The organism is Massilia sp., from assembly GCF_032106685.1.
Lineage (GTDB): Bacteria > Pseudomonadota > Gammaproteobacteria > Burkholderiales > Burkholderiaceae_D > Telluria.
The window spans coordinates 23350-37020 of the sequence record NZ_DAMCPG010000009.1 but is presented as its reverse complement, the minus strand read 5'-3'; the positions used below and the strand labels follow the sequence as shown (position 1 = coordinate 37020).

Below are 13671 nucleotides of genomic sequence, written 5' to 3'. Positions count from 1 at the left end.
TTGATTGCGGTATACGGATCAAATGAGCGACAACGCGAGCTTCGTACCGCGTGGGTTCGAGAACCCACCCTACAAGCTTGCCGTAGCGCAAGCACCGTCGCTCGCAACGGGCACACAGTATTCCTTGGAGTCATTTTTCGACGGAGGAATCCATGCAACGCCCTGCCCTTCATGCCGCTGCCGCCCTGCTGCTGGCCTGCGCCCTGCCCGCCCACGCCGACGGCGCGATCGCCGTCACCGTCACGCCCGACCAGCCGGCGCTCGGCAAGGGCGACGACGTCAACGTGACCGTGACGCTGACGAATACCGGCAATACACCGCAGCGCCTCTTGAGGTGGCGCACGCCCTTCGTGCCGGCCGAGCACGCGCTGTTCCAGATCACGCGCGACGGGCTATCGGTGCGCTATCTCGGCCGCCACGTGAAGCGCGCGGCGCCGACCGAAGCCGATTACATCGTGCTCGCGCCGGGTGAATCGCGCAGCGCCCGCGTCGAGCTGTCGAAGCTGTACGAGATGCAGGTCACTGGCGCCTATTCGGTGCGCTATCACACGAGCAATGCCGCGCCCAGCGCCAAGGCGGGGGCCGACATCGTGGTCGGAGACCTCGCCTCCAGCCAGGCGGCGATCTGGATCGAGGGGCGCCTGCCGCGCGGCGCAGTGGCACCAATGACGCCTGCCCTGGCCGCCCCCAGCGGTCCGGCCGGTCTAAGCTTCAGCCAGTGCTCGAACGCCCAGCAGGAATCGATCACGAAGGCCTTTTCGGCCGGCACCGCGATGGCCGCCGATGGCGTGGAATACCTGACCAGCCGCAAGCAGCAGGGCCCGCGCTACGTGAACTGGTTCGGCACGCACGAGGCGGCACGCGTGACCACGGTCACGAACAATTTCACGGCCATCAAGAACGCCTTCGAGACCAAGCCGGTGAAGGTCGATTGCGGTTGCGACGAGCCGTATTTCGCCTACGTCTACCCGGCACAGCCCTACAACATCTACGTTTGCAAGGCCTTCTGGACTGCGCCGCTGACCGGCACGGATTCGATGGGCGGCACCCTGCTGCACGAGATGAGCCATTTCGACGTGGTGGCCGGCACCGACGACCACGTCTATGGCCAGAGCGGTGCGGCCGAGCTGGCGCGCAGCGCGCCGCAGCGAGCGATCAACAATGCCGACTCGCACGAATATTTCGGGGAGAACACGCCGCCCTTGCAATGAAGGATGCCTAGCACGGCTAAACAGCAAAATCCAGCGAAATATTGAAAAACTTGCACATCTATTAGTCTTGCGCAAAGAAGCTGCGCACTATTCGATGTGCATTGCTGCGGGCTCATGAAATGCTCAGTATGTAAGTGAGTTTTCGTTAGATTGAGATCAAGCTTTCAGCGAGAACTCGTCAATAACAAGGCTGCATTTGCGGCCACGACAACTTACATACGGAGAGCAAACATGAGCTGGAACAGCATCCTGAAGTCGGCAGTCGGTATCGCGGCACTGGGCGTTGCCTTTGGCGCGCAGGCGGGGTCGAACGGCGTGACGGTCTCGGTCACGCCCGAAAAGAACATGCTCGGCGCGAGCGACGACGTGGTGGTCAAGGTGACGATCACGAACACCTCGAACAGCCCGCAGTACGTGCTCAAGTCGCGCACCCCGTTCGAGGGGCTGAGCGCGCCGCTGTTCGACATCACCCGCGACGGCCAGAAAGTGATCTACACCGGGGCCCTGGTCAAGCGCGCCAAGCCGACCGCGGCCGACTACTACCTGCTCAAGCCGGGCGCCTCGCATACGGTGAAAGTCGAGCTGTCGGCCCTGTACGACATGAGCGTGACGGGCGACTACGCGATCCGCTACCGCACCGCTTCGCCGGATCTGTTCCTGGGCAACAAGGGCCGCCTCGGTGGCGACGTCAGCGCGGCCGCCGGCGGCGCCGAGATCGGCGAACTGCAGTCGGATGCCGCTGCGCTGTACATCGAGGGTCGCCTGCCGCGCGGTTCGGGTTCGCCGATCATGGAAGCGCTCAAGCGCGGCGACGGCACCGTGAGCCCGATGGCGCTGAGCTATGCGAACTGCACCGCCTCGCAGCAGAGCACGGTTGCCTCGGCGATCTCGGCCGCCAAGACCATGAGCAACGGCTCGGTCACCTACATGGCCAAGACCACGATGGGTCCGCGCTACACCAAGTGGTTCGGCACCGCGACCTCGACCCGGGTCTCGACCGTCCGCTCGCACTTCAACGCGATCAAGGATGCGTTCGACAACAAGAGCGTGGTGGTCGATTGCGGCTGCAACCAGAACTACTACGCCTACGTGTATCCGACTCAGCCGTACCGCATCTACGTCTGCAAGGCCTTCTGGTCGGCGCCGTTGACCGGCACCGATTCGAAGGGCGGCACCCTGGTGCACGAGATGAGCCACTTCAACGTCGTCGCCGGCACCGACGACCACGTGTATGGCCAGAGCGGCGCCGCCAGCCTGGCGATCAGCGACCCGACCAAGGCCGTCGACAACGCCGACTCGCATGAATACTTCGCCGAGAACACCCCGGCGTTGAATTGATCGGGTCTGCTACTTGCCGGTGTGGATGAAGGTCAGCGGCCGCGCGGGGCTTTGCGACGGCTTGTCGAGCTGCTTCACATCGGCCAGGTAAGGGCCGTCATAGCCGATCTGGTAGCTGTGTCGGCCCGCCACGAAGGCGTACGAGGGCGTGATGTCGATGGTGTTCTTGACTTCCTTGCCCGGCGCGACCGGCACGTAGTCGGCCGCCGTCAGCGCCGCGCGCTTCACCATCTTGCCGGTGTAGGCCAGCGGCCGGCCGTCGAAGGCGCGCACGTCGAAGCGGCGCCCGGTCAATTCCTTTTCTTCCGCCATTTCGCGCGGAATCCAGATGGTCTGCTTGCCGTAGTTGGACACCGTCAGGTGCACCAGCGCGCGGCCGTTCACGGATTCGACCTCGATCTTGTTTCGGACTGCCACTTGTGGGTCTCCGGCGGAGGCGCCCGCGAGCGCGGGCAGGAGGCTGGCCGCCATCACGGTGGCGAGCAGGAAGGGTCTGCGTTGCATGGGTGCTCCATATGCTTGTGTGATTCCATTGTGCGGGCGGGAGGCGGAAATGCCAAGAGGCCGGGCAGTTTTGAGCGCGCGTGGTATCGAATGGTGAGAGCGCGTGGGGTCAAGACCCCACCCTACGCAACCTGTTACCCGTAAGGTGGGGTCTCGACCCCACGCCATATGGAACGGCTGATGAAAGATTATTTCACCGAAGTCGATAATGCGAAATTTTCTTTCACTCCGGCAGCGCCGCCAAAATCGTCACCGCCACCCGCCGATTACGCGCCCTGCCCGCCTCGTCATCGTTCGACGCCACCGGCCGGTTCTCGCCATGCCCCACCGCCGTCAGGCGCGCCGGCGCGATGCCGTTCTCGATGAACAGCCGCACCACGCTGCTGGCGCGCACGGCGGACAATTCCCAGTTCGACGGAAACAGCCCGTTCGCGATCGGCACGTTGTCGGTATGCCCCTCGACCTCGATCGCATGCGGGTCGTCCTTCAGCAGGCCGGCGACCACGCCCAGCGTCGCGCGCGACTCTTCGCCCAGCGCCGCCTGGCCCTGCGCGAACAGCACGCTCTCGCTGATCTCGACGCTGACGCCGCGCGCGGTCTGCACCACGCGCACCTTGCCCGATTCGACCAGCGGCGCCAGCGAGGCACCCAGGTCGCGCGCCAGGGTGTTCATGCGTTCGCGGTCGCGCCTGGCCGCTTCCGCGCGCTTGCGCGCGATGATGCCAGAGAGCGGCAGCGGCTCGATCGCGCTGCTGGCCTGCGGGGTTTGCGGATTGCCGCCGAAGGCGCTGCCGAGGGCGTCGGACAGCACCTTGTACTTGCCCTCGTTGACGATGGAGATCGCGTACATCACCACGAAAAAGGCGAACAGCAGCGTGATCAGGTCGGCATACGAGATCAGCCAGCGGTCACGGTCCTCGCCATGGGGCTGCGCATCGTCGTAGCGTTTGCGCGCCATGTCAGCGCTTCGCCAGCAGGCTGGCCACGCGCTCTTCCACCACGCGGGTGTGGTTGCCGCTGGCCAGGTCGTGGAAGACCTCGGTGAGGATTTCGTACTGCGCCACCTGGTCGGCGACGATGGCTTTCAGCTTGTTGCCGACCGGGAGGAAGAACAAATTCGCCAGGCCGACGCCGTACACGGTCGAGACGAAGGCCACCGCGATGCCCGAGCCGAGCCGGGAAGGATCGGACAGGTTTTCCATCACGTGGATCAGGCCCAGCACCGCGCCCAGGATGCCGATGGTCGGCGCGTAGCCGGCGGCCGATTCCCAGATGCGCGCCGCCTGGCGCTCGGCGAATTCGAAGGCGTTGATCTCGGTTTCCAGCAGGTTGCGCAGCTTCTCGGGCTGGATGCCGTCCACCACCAGGCGCAGGCCCTTCTGGATGAACAGGTCCTTGGTGCCCATGTACTGCTCGAGCGAGAGCAGGCCGTCGCGCCGCGCGCTCAAGCTCCACAGGGCGATGGCATGCGCCAGCGGCTGACGCATGCTGCGCGGCGGGAAGAACACCCAGCGCAGCATGCGCATGCCGCGCCGGAAGCTGCGCGCTTCGGACTGCAGCAGCACCGCGCCGAAAGTGCCGACGACGACGATGGCGAAGGCGGCCGGCTGGAACAGCGAAGCGAAGCGGCCGCCATCGAGCGTGTGCCCGACGAACAGGCCGGCCAGCGCCAGCGCCAGGCCGATCAGGCTGGCGAAGTCCACAGTCTCTCCCGCAGCGAGGCACGCAGGCGCGCCACGGCTTGCGTGTGCAGCTGCGACACGCGCGACTCGGACACGCCGAGGACGGCGCCGATTTCCTTCAGGTTCAGTTCTTCCTCGTAATACAGGCCCATCAGGATCTTCTCGCGCGGCGGCAGGTTGTCGATCGCCTCGATCACGGCCGAGCGGAAGTCGGTGTCGAGCAGCGCGCGCAGCGGGTCGGCATCCTCGACCGCGTAACGGTCGAGGAAGCTGTCGTTGCCGTCGTCCTCGTGGAAGTCCTCGTAGTAGACCAGCTGGTGGCCGCCGCCTTCGAACAGCATCTCCTGGTAATCCTCGAGCGGCAGGTTGAGCGCTTTCGCGACTTCCGATTCGCTCGGCGGGCGGCCCAGGCGTTGCTGCAGCGCGGTCATGGCGGTCTCCACTTTCTTCATGTTCTGGCGGGTGCTGCGCGGCATCCAGTCGTTGGCGCGCAATTCGTCGACCATCGCGCCGCGGATGCGCAGCACGGCATAGGTCTCGAACTGGGCCCCGTGGTTGTCCTCGTAGCGGTTGATGGCGTCCAGGAGGCCCATCATGCCGGCCTGGATCAGGTCGTCCACCTCGACCGACGGCGGCAGCTTGGCCTTCATCTGGTGCGCCAGGCGCTTGACCAGCGGCTGGTGCTGGGTGAGCAAATGGTTCTTGTCCGCTTTCCCTTTGACGGTATACATGCTTGTGCTTTTTTCTTAAGAGCCGACGCGTACATTGAAACGGGCGTCAAAACCAGCACCGCCGCCGTGGCGCCCCAGTTGGGTCATGCCCGGCAGTGCGAAACGTCCGGCGAGCCGGCGAAACGCCACCGACGCCCCGGCCAGCGGGAAGGCATCGACCACGGTGCGCCCAAGGCGCGCTGCGCGGTGCAGGTATTCGTCGGCCGGCACCGAGCCCATGGAACTCAAGGTTACTGCAAGGTAACGACTTGCCGCCGATGCCATATTATCGTAAACCAACTTCGCCTCCGCCTCGGTGGCGCCGGTGACCAGGATGCCGAACGGACGGCGCCCGAACTCCTGGGCCAGGCGCTTGATCAGCGCATAGGCGTTGGTGATCGAGGTGGCGCTGTTCGAGACCTGCACCACGATTTCGGCGTCGGCCAGCATCGGCACGGCGAAGCCGCCTTCGCGGTTCAGTTCGCCATCAACGATGACGATGCCGCCCTGCCCTTTCACCATGACCTCGAAGGCCTTTGCCAGGCGGCGTTGTTCATCGCTGCCGGTACGCGGCACGACGCCGTCGCGCGCCAGCAATGCCACTTGAAAACCCTGCGGCGCCTGCTGGATCACCTGGTTCAGCGCGCACTCCTGGCGCGCCACCTGCATCAAACTGACGTGGCGTTCCATCTCCAGGTGGCGGGCGACGCCGCGAGTTGCGCCATCCCTGCGTTGGCAGGCATCGACGATCATCACGTCGTTGCCGGCCTGGGCCAGCGAAGCGCCCAGGTTGACCAGCATCGCGGCCTTGTCGTCGCCCGGCGTGGCCGACAGGAAGGTGACCACGCGCGGCTTCGGCCCGGCCAGCATCCGGCGCAGGCCTTCGGCCTGGTCGAAGTCGAAACTAGCCAAGGCGCACCCCGCGCAGGCTGCTGTCGTTGGCGACGTTGCCGGTATGCGCCATCACCAGCGGCAAATCGGCGTCGTCGAACTGGTTGCCGGCGTCGCGGCGGCCGCGGAAGGCGCGGTCGACCAGCATGGCGCGGTCGGCCAGGTGCAGGTCTTCCGGCACGCGCTGGCCGTTCGAGATGTAATGAAGATTCAATTTCTGCCGGATCACGACGTCGAGCACGTTGCCGATCGAGGCGGCTTCGTCGAGCTTGGTCATGATGCAGCCGTGCAGGCCGCTGCCCTGGTAGGCGCGCACCACTTCGTTCAGGGTCTCGTTGGTCGAGGTCGCGTTCAGGCACAGCAGGCGCTTCACATCCGCGCCGGCGCCGGCCAGCATCGCCACCTGCTCGGTCACCATCTGGTCGCGCTGCGACATGCCGATGGTGTCGATCAGCACGGTGTGCTTGTTCTTGAGCTCTTTGAGGGCGATGCGCAGGTCGGCTTCGTCCTTCACCGAGTGCACCATCACGCCCAGGATCTTGCCGTAGATGCGCAGCTGCTCGTGGCCGCCGATACGGTAGGCGTCGGTGGTGATCAAAGCGAGCTTCTCCGGGCCGTGGCGCATCACGCAGCGCGCCGCCAGCTTGGCGGTGGTGGTGGTCTTGCCGACGCCGGTCGGGCCGACCAGGGCGAACACGCCGCCGCGGTCGAACAGCGCGTCCTCGTCCGCCATGGTCGTCAGGTTACGGGCCAGCACGGTCTTAATCCAGCGCATCGCCTCAGCGGCATCCTTGTTGGCCGGCATCTTGTCGATCAGGTAGCGCGACAGCGAGGCCGAGAAACCGGCCGCCAGCATCTCGCGCAGCACGACGGCCTTCTGCGGCTCGCGCTGCTGGGTGCTGCCCCAGGACAGCTCGGCCAGCTGGCTTTCCATCATGCCGCGCATGGCGCGGATCTCGCTCATCATGCCGTTCATCTCGGCGGCGGCCGATTCGCGCGCCTGGGCGATCGCGGCCTGCATCATCTGGGTCATGGCGGCCATGTCGAAGGCCGGCTCGGCGGGCGCCGCGGCCGGGCGGCGCGCGCTGAAGGCGGCTTCGAATTCGGGCTCCATCTGCGCGGCGCGGCGCGGGGCGAAGACGTGCTCCGGGGCCGGGGCGGCGGCTGGCGCTGCGGCGCGGCGGTTCACGAAAGCCGGGGCTTCCGGCTCGAAGGCATGCAGGTGATCCAGGCGCGGCTGGGGCGCGGCCATCTCGGATTCGGCGGCCGGGGAAGCGAGCGAGGCGACGTCGTCGTTGTCGAGCGCGAGGATCTCGACCACGCCGTCGACCGGCCGGTTCGAGAGGATGACGGCGTCCGGCCCGAGCGCATCGCGCACCTTGCGCAAGGCCTCACGGGAAGTTGCCGCTGTAAATTTCTTCACATTCATCTTTTTCTCCGCACTGCTTCTGGTCTGTTCGTTGCAGGCATGACTCGCCTGACTACGGAAGAGATTATTGACGATGCCGTGAAGCAACCATCTACCGAAAAGGATGGGGAAATGGGGCTAATTCTCACCGGTGAGGCCTGCCGCGTCCCGGAATCCAGCGGCCACATGGCTGGCCAACGGGAGGGAAATGCAACGTTCTGTACTCAGGCAAACGTTTCCAGTGCACCAAATGGTTGTCCATTCGCGTCCTTGCTGGCCAGCTGAGGTGCGAATGCGATCGGCCAATCGATACCGATCGCCGGATCGTTCCACAGCAGGGTGCGCTCGAATTCCGGATACCAGTAATCGGTCGTCTTATAAAGACACTGGGCGCGTTCGCCCAGGACGACGAATCCGTGTGCGAAGCCAGGGGGAATCCACATCTGGCGGCCGTTTTCGGCGCTCAATACCTCGCCCACCCATCGTCCGAACGTTGGCGAAGACCGCCTCAGGTCGACTGCGACATCGAACACACTGCCCTCGACAACACGGATCAGTTTCCCTTGCGGATGCCTGACCTGGTAATGGAGACCGCGCAGCACGCCCCGCCGCGACAGGCTGTGATTGTCCTGCACAAACGCGGCATCCACGCCGGTTGCCGCGGCAAAGTCACGCGCGTTGAAGGTTTCGACAAAGGAGCCGCGCGCATCCTCGAAGACTTGTGGAACCAGCACCAGCACCTCGGGAATGGCTGTCGGGGTAACGTCCAGTCGCATGTTCGATCAATTCAAAAGACTGAGCAGGTAACGCCCATAACCGTTCATGGCCAGCGGCGCGGCGAGTTCGGCGAGTGCGGCGGCGTCGATCCAGCCCTGGCGATACGCAATCTCCTCGGGGCACGCGACTTGCAGTCCCTGGCGCTTTTGCAAGGTGGCGATGAAACTTGCCGCCTCCAGCAGGCTGTCGTGGGTCCCCGTGTCCAGCCAGGCAAAGCCGCGTCCCATGATTTCGACATCCAGCCGCCCCAGCTCGAGGTAGCGTCGGTTCAGATCGGTGATCTCGAGTTCGCCGCGCGCCGAGGGACGCAACTGCGCCGCCAGATCGCAGGCCTGGCCATCGTAGAAATACAGCCCGGTGACGGCATAGCCCGATTTCGGCAGGGCGGGCTTTTCCTCGATGCTGACGGCCTTCCTTTGGTCATCGAATTCGATCACGCCATAGCGTTCGGGATGGCTGACATGGCACGCGAAGATGGTCGCGGCGTCGGTTCGCGCATCGGCGGCGGCAAGCAGCTTGGCCAGATCGTGGCCATAAAAAATATTGTCCCCCAGCACCAGAGCGCTCGGCGCCCCATCGAGGAAGGTCCGGCCCAGAAGATAAGCCTGGGCAATGCCGTCGGGACTTGGCTGCTCGGCATAGCGGATATCCATGCCCCAGCGGCTGCCATCGCCCAGCAGGTGCGTGAACAGCGGCAGATCATGCGGGGTCGTGATGACCAGGACCTCCCGTATGCCGCTCAGCATCAGGACGCTAAGCGGATAGTAGATCATCGGTTTGTCATACACCGGCATCAGTTGCTTGCTGACCGCATGGGTAATCGGATACAAGCGCGTGCCGCTCCCTCCAGCCAGGATCATCCCCTTGCGTTTTACGACCATCGCTCACCTTCGAAAATCTGTTTCAGCACCTGCCGGACGCCCTCTTCCCATGGCGGCAATCGCAATCCGAATGTCGTGCGGAAGCGTGTCGTGTCGAGCCGCGAACTGCGCGGCCGTCTTGCCGCCGTTGGGTAGTCGGCGGTGCCGATCGCCCGCACCGCATCCGGCCCCGCTTTCAGGGCAATCCCGGCGGCCTGGGCTTCGGCCAGCACGAAACGCGCGTAGTCGTACCAGGTCGTCGTGCCGGCCGCGGCGACGTGCCAGGTACCGAAGTCGATGCCGCGGTCTCGACGGTACTGGCGCAGCAGATGGGCGGAAATGTCCGCCAGCAGCGCGGCGGAAGTCGGCGCGCCGTATTGGTCGGCGACCACTCCGAAGGCGGCGCGCTCCCGCGCCAGGCCCAGCACGGTCCGGGCGAAATTGCTTCCGTACGCGCCCAGCACCCAACTGGTGCGCAAGATCAGGTGCCGCGCACAGGAGCCGGCAAGGGCCTGCTCGCCCTGCAATTTACCGGCCCCGTAGACATTGAGCGGATCCGGCACGTCGCGCTCGGTGTACGGTCTGTCCTGTTCGCCGTTGAACACATAATCGGTCGAAAAATGCAAGACCAACGCCCCCAGGCGCGCCGCCTCCTCACCGAGGATGCGGGGGACCCCGGCATTGATGGCAAAGGCCGCCGCGCGGTCGGATTCCGCCTGGTCGACTGCCGTGTACGCGGCGGCGTTGACGATGATGGCCGGACGCAGTTCGCGCACCAGTGCGCGCAAGGCGCCTTCATCCGCCAGGTCGAGCGTGGACCGGCCAGGCGCCGCCACCTCGCCAAGCGGCATCAGTGCACGCCGCAGTTCAAAGCCGATCTGCCCGTTCTGACCGGTGAGAAGGATCGTCATGCCGTTTCCCGCTACAAACGGTGCAACCGACGGTAGCTGCCGTCGGCCACGCTGCCCACCCAGGCACGGTTGTCCAGATACCATTGCACGGTCTTACGCAGACCAGTATCGAAGTTCTCCGCCGGCTCCCATCCGGTAGCGCGCGCCAGCTTGTCGGCATCGATGGCATAGCGCCTGTCGTGTCCGGGGCGGTCCGCCACGAAGCGGACCTGCATGCCATACGACTTCCCGTCGGCGCGCGGATGGAGTGCGTCGAGCATGCCGCACAGCGTCTGGACGACGTCGATGTTGGTGCGCTCGCTGTTGCCGCCTATATTGTAGACCTCGCCTACCTTGCCGGTGGCAAGCACCTGGCGCAGCGCCGCGCAGTGATCCTTCACGTACAACCAGTCGCGCACCTGCCGCCCATCCCCGTACACCGGCAGCGGCTGGTTCGCCAGGGCGCGCTCGATACACAAGGGAATCAGCTTTTCCGGAAACTGGAAGGGGCCATAATTGTTCGAGCAGTTGGTAGTCAGGACCGGCAAGCCATACGTGGCATGGTAGGCGCGCACCAGATGGTCGCTTGCCGCCTTGCTCGCCGAATAGGGACTGTTGGGCGCGTAACGGTCCGTTTCCCGAAATGGTGGGCCGTCATCCTCCAGCGAGCCGTAGACTTCGTCGGTGGAGATATGGAGGAAGCGGAAGGCATCGCGCTCCTGGCCAGGCAGCTGCGCGTGATATGCCCGCGCCGCTTCCAGCAGCTGGAAGGTGCCGAGGACATTGGTCCGGATGAAGTCTTCCGGTCCGTCGATGCTCCTGTCGACATGGCTTTCCGCGGCAAAATGAACGATGGCACGCGGCCGGTGCGACCTCAGCAGGTTGGCAACAAGCGCGCGGTCGCCGATATCGCCCCGGACGAACAGGTGTTCGGGCCTGCCGCGCAAGGCTAGCAGGTTGCCGAGGTTGCCGGCATAGGTCAGTTTATCGAGATTCAAGACGGATTCGTCCGAGTGCGAGAGCCAGTCGAGCACGAAATTCGCACCGATGAATCCTGCCCCGCCCGTCACTAATATCATCCGTTACTCCCGTTCTTTGCTCCAGGCAAAGCGCATCCTGCCGTCGCGACAGCCAAAAGTCTGCGTCAATGGAAGGATGCATCGAGCTACCCCACCGCTATCGGCACCGTGGCGGCATGTTACCGGGAGCTTACCTTATGCACAAGCAAAGCAGGTCTGGCGCCATGGGGCATCCACGTCTTACTGCGCCCCCACCAGGCTGGTCACCCGAATCGTCTTGGTCTCCGGAATCTCCGAATGCGACAAGACCTTCAATTGCGGCAGCGCGCGGCGCAGGAAGCGCGACAGCAGCACGCGCAGCGGGCCCGGCACCAGCAGCACCGGCGTGTGGCCCATCGCCTCCTGCTGCTGCGAGGCCAGGTGGGCCTGCTGGGCGATGGTGTCGGCCAGGCCGGGCTCGATGCCGGTGCCGTCGCCGCCGGCGCCCAGGGCCTGCATCAGCAGGCGCTCGAGGCGGTTGTCCAGGGTCATCACGCTCAGTTCGTTGGTGCCCGGGAACAGCTGCTGCACGATCGCGCGTCCCAGGGCAATGCGCACCAGCGCGGTCAGGTCGTTCGGGTCCTGGGTCTGCGGCGCGTGTTCCGACAGGGTCTCGATGATGGTGCGCATGTCGCGGATGTGCACGCCTTCGAGCAGCAGGTTCTGCAGCACCTTTTGCAGGGTCGACAGCGAGACCACCTTCGGCACCAGGTCCTCGACCAGCTTCGGCGATTCCTTGCCCAGGTGATCGAGCAGCGCCTGGACTTCCATGCGGCCCAGCAGTTCCGACGCGTGGGTCGTGATCAGGTGGTTCAGGTGGGTCGCGACGACGGTGCCGGCGTCGACCACGGTATAGCCCAGGTTCTGCGCCTCGTCGCGCATGCTGGCCTCGATCCACACGGCCGGCAGGCCGAAGGCCGGGTCGGTCGTCTGCTGGCCCGGCAGCGTGCCGCTGGCCATGCCCGGGTTGATCGCCAGGAACTGGCCGTTGACCGCTTCGCCCGTACCGACTTCCACGCCCTTCAGGGTGATGCGGTAGGCCGAGGGTTTCAGTTCCAGGTTGTCGCGGATGTGCACCGGCGGCGCCAGGAAGCCGACTTCCTGGGCGAACTTCTTGCGGATGCCCTTGATGCGCTTGAGCAGCTCGCCGCCCTGGGTCTTGTCGACCAGCGGGATCAGGCGGTAGCCCACTTCCAGGCCCAGGGTGTCGACCGGCATGATGTCCTGCCAGGTCGCTTCCTCGGTCTCGGCGGCGCCCGCCTTGGCGGCGCCGGCGGCCGCTTCTTCGGCCGCGGCTTCGGCTTCGCGCTGAGGCGCATCCTTGGCGCGCTTGGCCAGCAAATAACCGCTGCCGCAGAGGGCGCCGGCCAGCAGCAGGAAGACCAGGTTCGGCATGCCCGGGATCAGGCCCAGGCCGCCGATGATGATGCCGGTGATGTACAGCACTTCGGGCTTGGCGAACAGCTGGCCGACCATCTGGCCGCCGATGTCCTGGTCGTTGGCCACGCGCGAGACGACCATGCCGGCCGCGATCGAGATGATCAGCGAAGGAATCTGCGCGACCAGGCCGTCGCCGATCGCCAGCAGGGTGTAGGTCTTGGCGGCGTCGCCGACGGCCATGTCGTGCATGACCACGCCGACGATCAGGCCGCCGATGACGTTGATCAGGGTGACCATGATGCCGGCCACGGCGTCGCCCTTGACGTACTTCGAGGCACCGTCCATGGCGCCGTAGAACTCGGCTTCCTGGCCGACTTCGGCGCGGCGCTTGCGCGCCTCGGCTTCGCCGATCATGCCGGCGTTCAGGTCGGCGTCGATCGCCATCTGCTTGCCCGGCATCGCGTCCAGGGCGAAGCGCGCGCCCACTTCGGCGATACGGCCGGCGCCCTTGGTGACGACAGTGAAGTTGATGATGGTGAGGATGACGAACACCACGATACCGACGGTGTAGTTACCGCCGATCAGGAAGTGGCCGAAGGCTTCGATCACCTTGCCGGCGGCGGCGCCGCCGGTATGGCCTTCGGTCAGGACGATACGGGTGGAAGCGACGTTGAGCGACAGGCGCAGCATGGTCGACACCAGCAGGATCGCCGGAAAGGCCATGAAGTCGAGCGGCTTGACCGTGTACAGCGCGGTCAGCAGCACGATCACCGACAGCGCGATGTTGAAGCTGAAGAACAGGTCGAGAATGAATGCCGGCAGCGGCAGGATCATCATTGCCAGCAGCAGGATGATCAGGATCGGCGCGGCCAGGGCATTGCCCCGGGCGCCGAGTCCGCTCAGCCAGGCGGGCAGTCGCACACTATTCATCGAATTGCTCCGTTATCGGTATCTGTTTATTG

The 13671-nt window shown here is 65.1% G+C and carries 13 protein-coding genes; 2 read left to right on the top strand and 11 right to left on the bottom strand.

Annotated features, from left to right (window positions below; translation table 11 throughout):
- Positions 1-152 precede the first annotated feature (152 nt).
- Together RT688_RS07630 and RT688_RS07625 are read left to right on the top strand one after the other, a co-directional pair.
- On the top strand, positions 153-1211 hold the full coding sequence (locus RT688_RS07630; protein ID WP_313704249.1) for a M35 family metallo-endopeptidase: 1059 nt from the start codon (positions 153-155) through the stop codon (positions 1209-1211).
- 231 nt (positions 1212-1442) lie between these two features.
- Entirely contained in the window at positions 1443-2549 is a 1107-nt protein-coding gene (locus tag RT688_RS07625; protein ID WP_313704248.1) for a M35 family metallo-endopeptidase, read from the top strand.
- 9 nt (positions 2550-2558) lie between these two features.
- Here RT688_RS07625 and RT688_RS07620 read toward each other — a convergent pair whose 3' ends face one another.
- The 11 genes from RT688_RS07620 to flhA all read right to left on the bottom strand — a co-directional run bounded on the left by RT688_RS07620 (position 2559) and on the right by flhA (position 13639).
- Positions 2559-3053: a hypothetical protein gene (locus RT688_RS07620; protein ID WP_313704247.1), complete on the bottom strand. Its 495-nt coding sequence runs from the start codon at positions 3051-3053 to the stop codon at positions 2559-2561.
- A 223-nt stretch (positions 3054-3276) separates the two neighbouring features.
- Positions 3277-4011: a flagellar motor protein MotD gene (gene motD / locus RT688_RS07615; protein ID WP_313704246.1), complete on the bottom strand. Its 735-nt coding sequence runs from the start codon at positions 4009-4011 to the stop codon at positions 3277-3279.
- Between the two features lies 1 nt (position 4012).
- Positions 4013-4756, bottom strand: a complete 744-nt coding sequence (locus tag RT688_RS07610) for a flagellar motor protein (RefSeq protein WP_313704245.1) — start codon at positions 4754-4756, stop codon at positions 4013-4015.
- A complete protein-coding gene (locus RT688_RS07605; protein ID WP_313704244.1) occupies positions 4738-5466 on the bottom strand; it encodes an RNA polymerase sigma factor FliA in 729 nt (242 codons plus the stop codon). Before RT688_RS07605 ends, RT688_RS07610 begins: the two co-directional genes overlap by 19 nt.
- 15 nt (positions 5467-5481) lie before the next feature.
- Positions 5482-6357: an antiactivator of flagellar biosynthesis FleN protein gene (locus RT688_RS07600; RefSeq protein WP_313704243.1), complete on the bottom strand. Its 876-nt coding sequence runs from the start codon at positions 6355-6357 to the stop codon at positions 5482-5484.
- A complete protein-coding gene (flhF, locus tag RT688_RS07595) occupies positions 6350-7765 on the bottom strand; it encodes a flagellar biosynthesis protein FlhF (RefSeq protein ID WP_313704242.1) in 1416 nt (471 codons plus the stop codon). The genes RT688_RS07600 and flhF overlap by 8 nt, the downstream gene beginning before the upstream one ends.
- Positions 7766-7968: 203 nt before the next feature.
- On the bottom strand, positions 7969-8520 hold the full coding sequence (gene rfbC / locus RT688_RS07590) for a dTDP-4-dehydrorhamnose 3,5-epimerase (protein WP_313704241.1): 552 nt from the start codon (positions 8518-8520) through the stop codon (positions 7969-7971).
- A 6-nt stretch (positions 8521-8526) separates the two neighbouring features.
- Positions 8527-9402: a glucose-1-phosphate thymidylyltransferase RfbA gene (gene rfbA / locus RT688_RS07585; RefSeq protein ID WP_313704240.1), complete on the bottom strand. Its 876-nt coding sequence runs from the start codon at positions 9400-9402 to the stop codon at positions 8527-8529.
- Positions 9393-10292, bottom strand: coding sequence for a dTDP-4-dehydrorhamnose reductase (gene rfbD, locus RT688_RS07580; RefSeq protein WP_313704239.1), 900 nt, complete (start codon positions 10290-10292; stop codon positions 9393-9395). Before rfbD ends, rfbA begins: the two co-directional genes overlap by 10 nt.
- A gap of 11 nt (positions 10293-10303) precedes the next feature.
- The gene (rfbB, locus tag RT688_RS07575) at positions 10304-11350 is read right to left on the bottom strand and encodes a dTDP-glucose 4,6-dehydratase (protein WP_313704238.1); all 1047 of its coding nucleotides are present in this window, start codon (positions 11348-11350) and stop codon (positions 10304-10306) included.
- Between the two features lie 180 nt (positions 11351-11530).
- Positions 11531-13639 (bottom strand): flagellar biosynthesis protein FlhA, encoded by a 2109-nt coding sequence (flhA, locus tag RT688_RS07570; protein WP_313704236.1) that lies wholly within the window; start codon positions 13637-13639, stop codon positions 11531-11533.
- Positions 13640-13671 lie beyond the last annotated feature (32 nt).

Excerpts from the sequence above, each read along its gene's own strand:
- RT688_RS07630 (WP_313704249.1), top strand. The coding sequence starts at position 153 with ATGCAACGCCCTGCCCTTCATGCCGCTGCCGCCCTGCTGCTGGCCTGC.
- RT688_RS07605 (WP_313704244.1), bottom strand. The coding sequence starts at position 5,466 with ATGTATACCGTCAAAGGGAAAGCGGACAAGAACCATTTGCTCACCCAG.
- motD (WP_313704246.1), bottom strand. The coding sequence starts at position 4,011 with ATGGCGCGCAAACGCTACGACGATGCGCAGCCCCATGGCGAGGACCGT.
- rfbA (WP_313704240.1), bottom strand. The coding sequence starts at position 9,402 with ATGGTCGTAAAACGCAAGGGGATGATCCTGGCTGGAGGGAGCGGCACG.
- rfbD (WP_313704239.1), bottom strand. The coding sequence starts at position 10,292 with ATGACGATCCTTCTCACCGGTCAGAACGGGCAGATCGGCTTTGAACTG.
- rfbC (WP_313704241.1), bottom strand. The coding sequence starts at position 8,520 with ATGCGACTGGACGTTACCCCGACAGCCATTCCCGAGGTGCTGGTGCTG.
- rfbB (WP_313704238.1), bottom strand. The coding sequence starts at position 11,350 with ATGATATTAGTGACGGGCGGGGCAGGATTCATCGGTGCGAATTTCGTG.
- RT688_RS07620 (WP_313704247.1), bottom strand. The coding sequence starts at position 3,053 with ATGCAACGCAGACCCTTCCTGCTCGCCACCGTGATGGCGGCCAGCCTC.
- flhF (WP_313704242.1), bottom strand. The coding sequence starts at position 7,765 with ATGAATGTGAAGAAATTTACAGCGGCAACTTCCCGTGAGGCCTTGCGC.
- RT688_RS07625 (WP_313704248.1), top strand. The coding sequence starts at position 1,443 with ATGAGCTGGAACAGCATCCTGAAGTCGGCAGTCGGTATCGCGGCACTG.
- flhA (WP_313704236.1), bottom strand. The coding sequence starts at position 13,639 with ATGAATAGTGTGCGACTGCCCGCCTGGCTGAGCGGACTCGGCGCCCGG.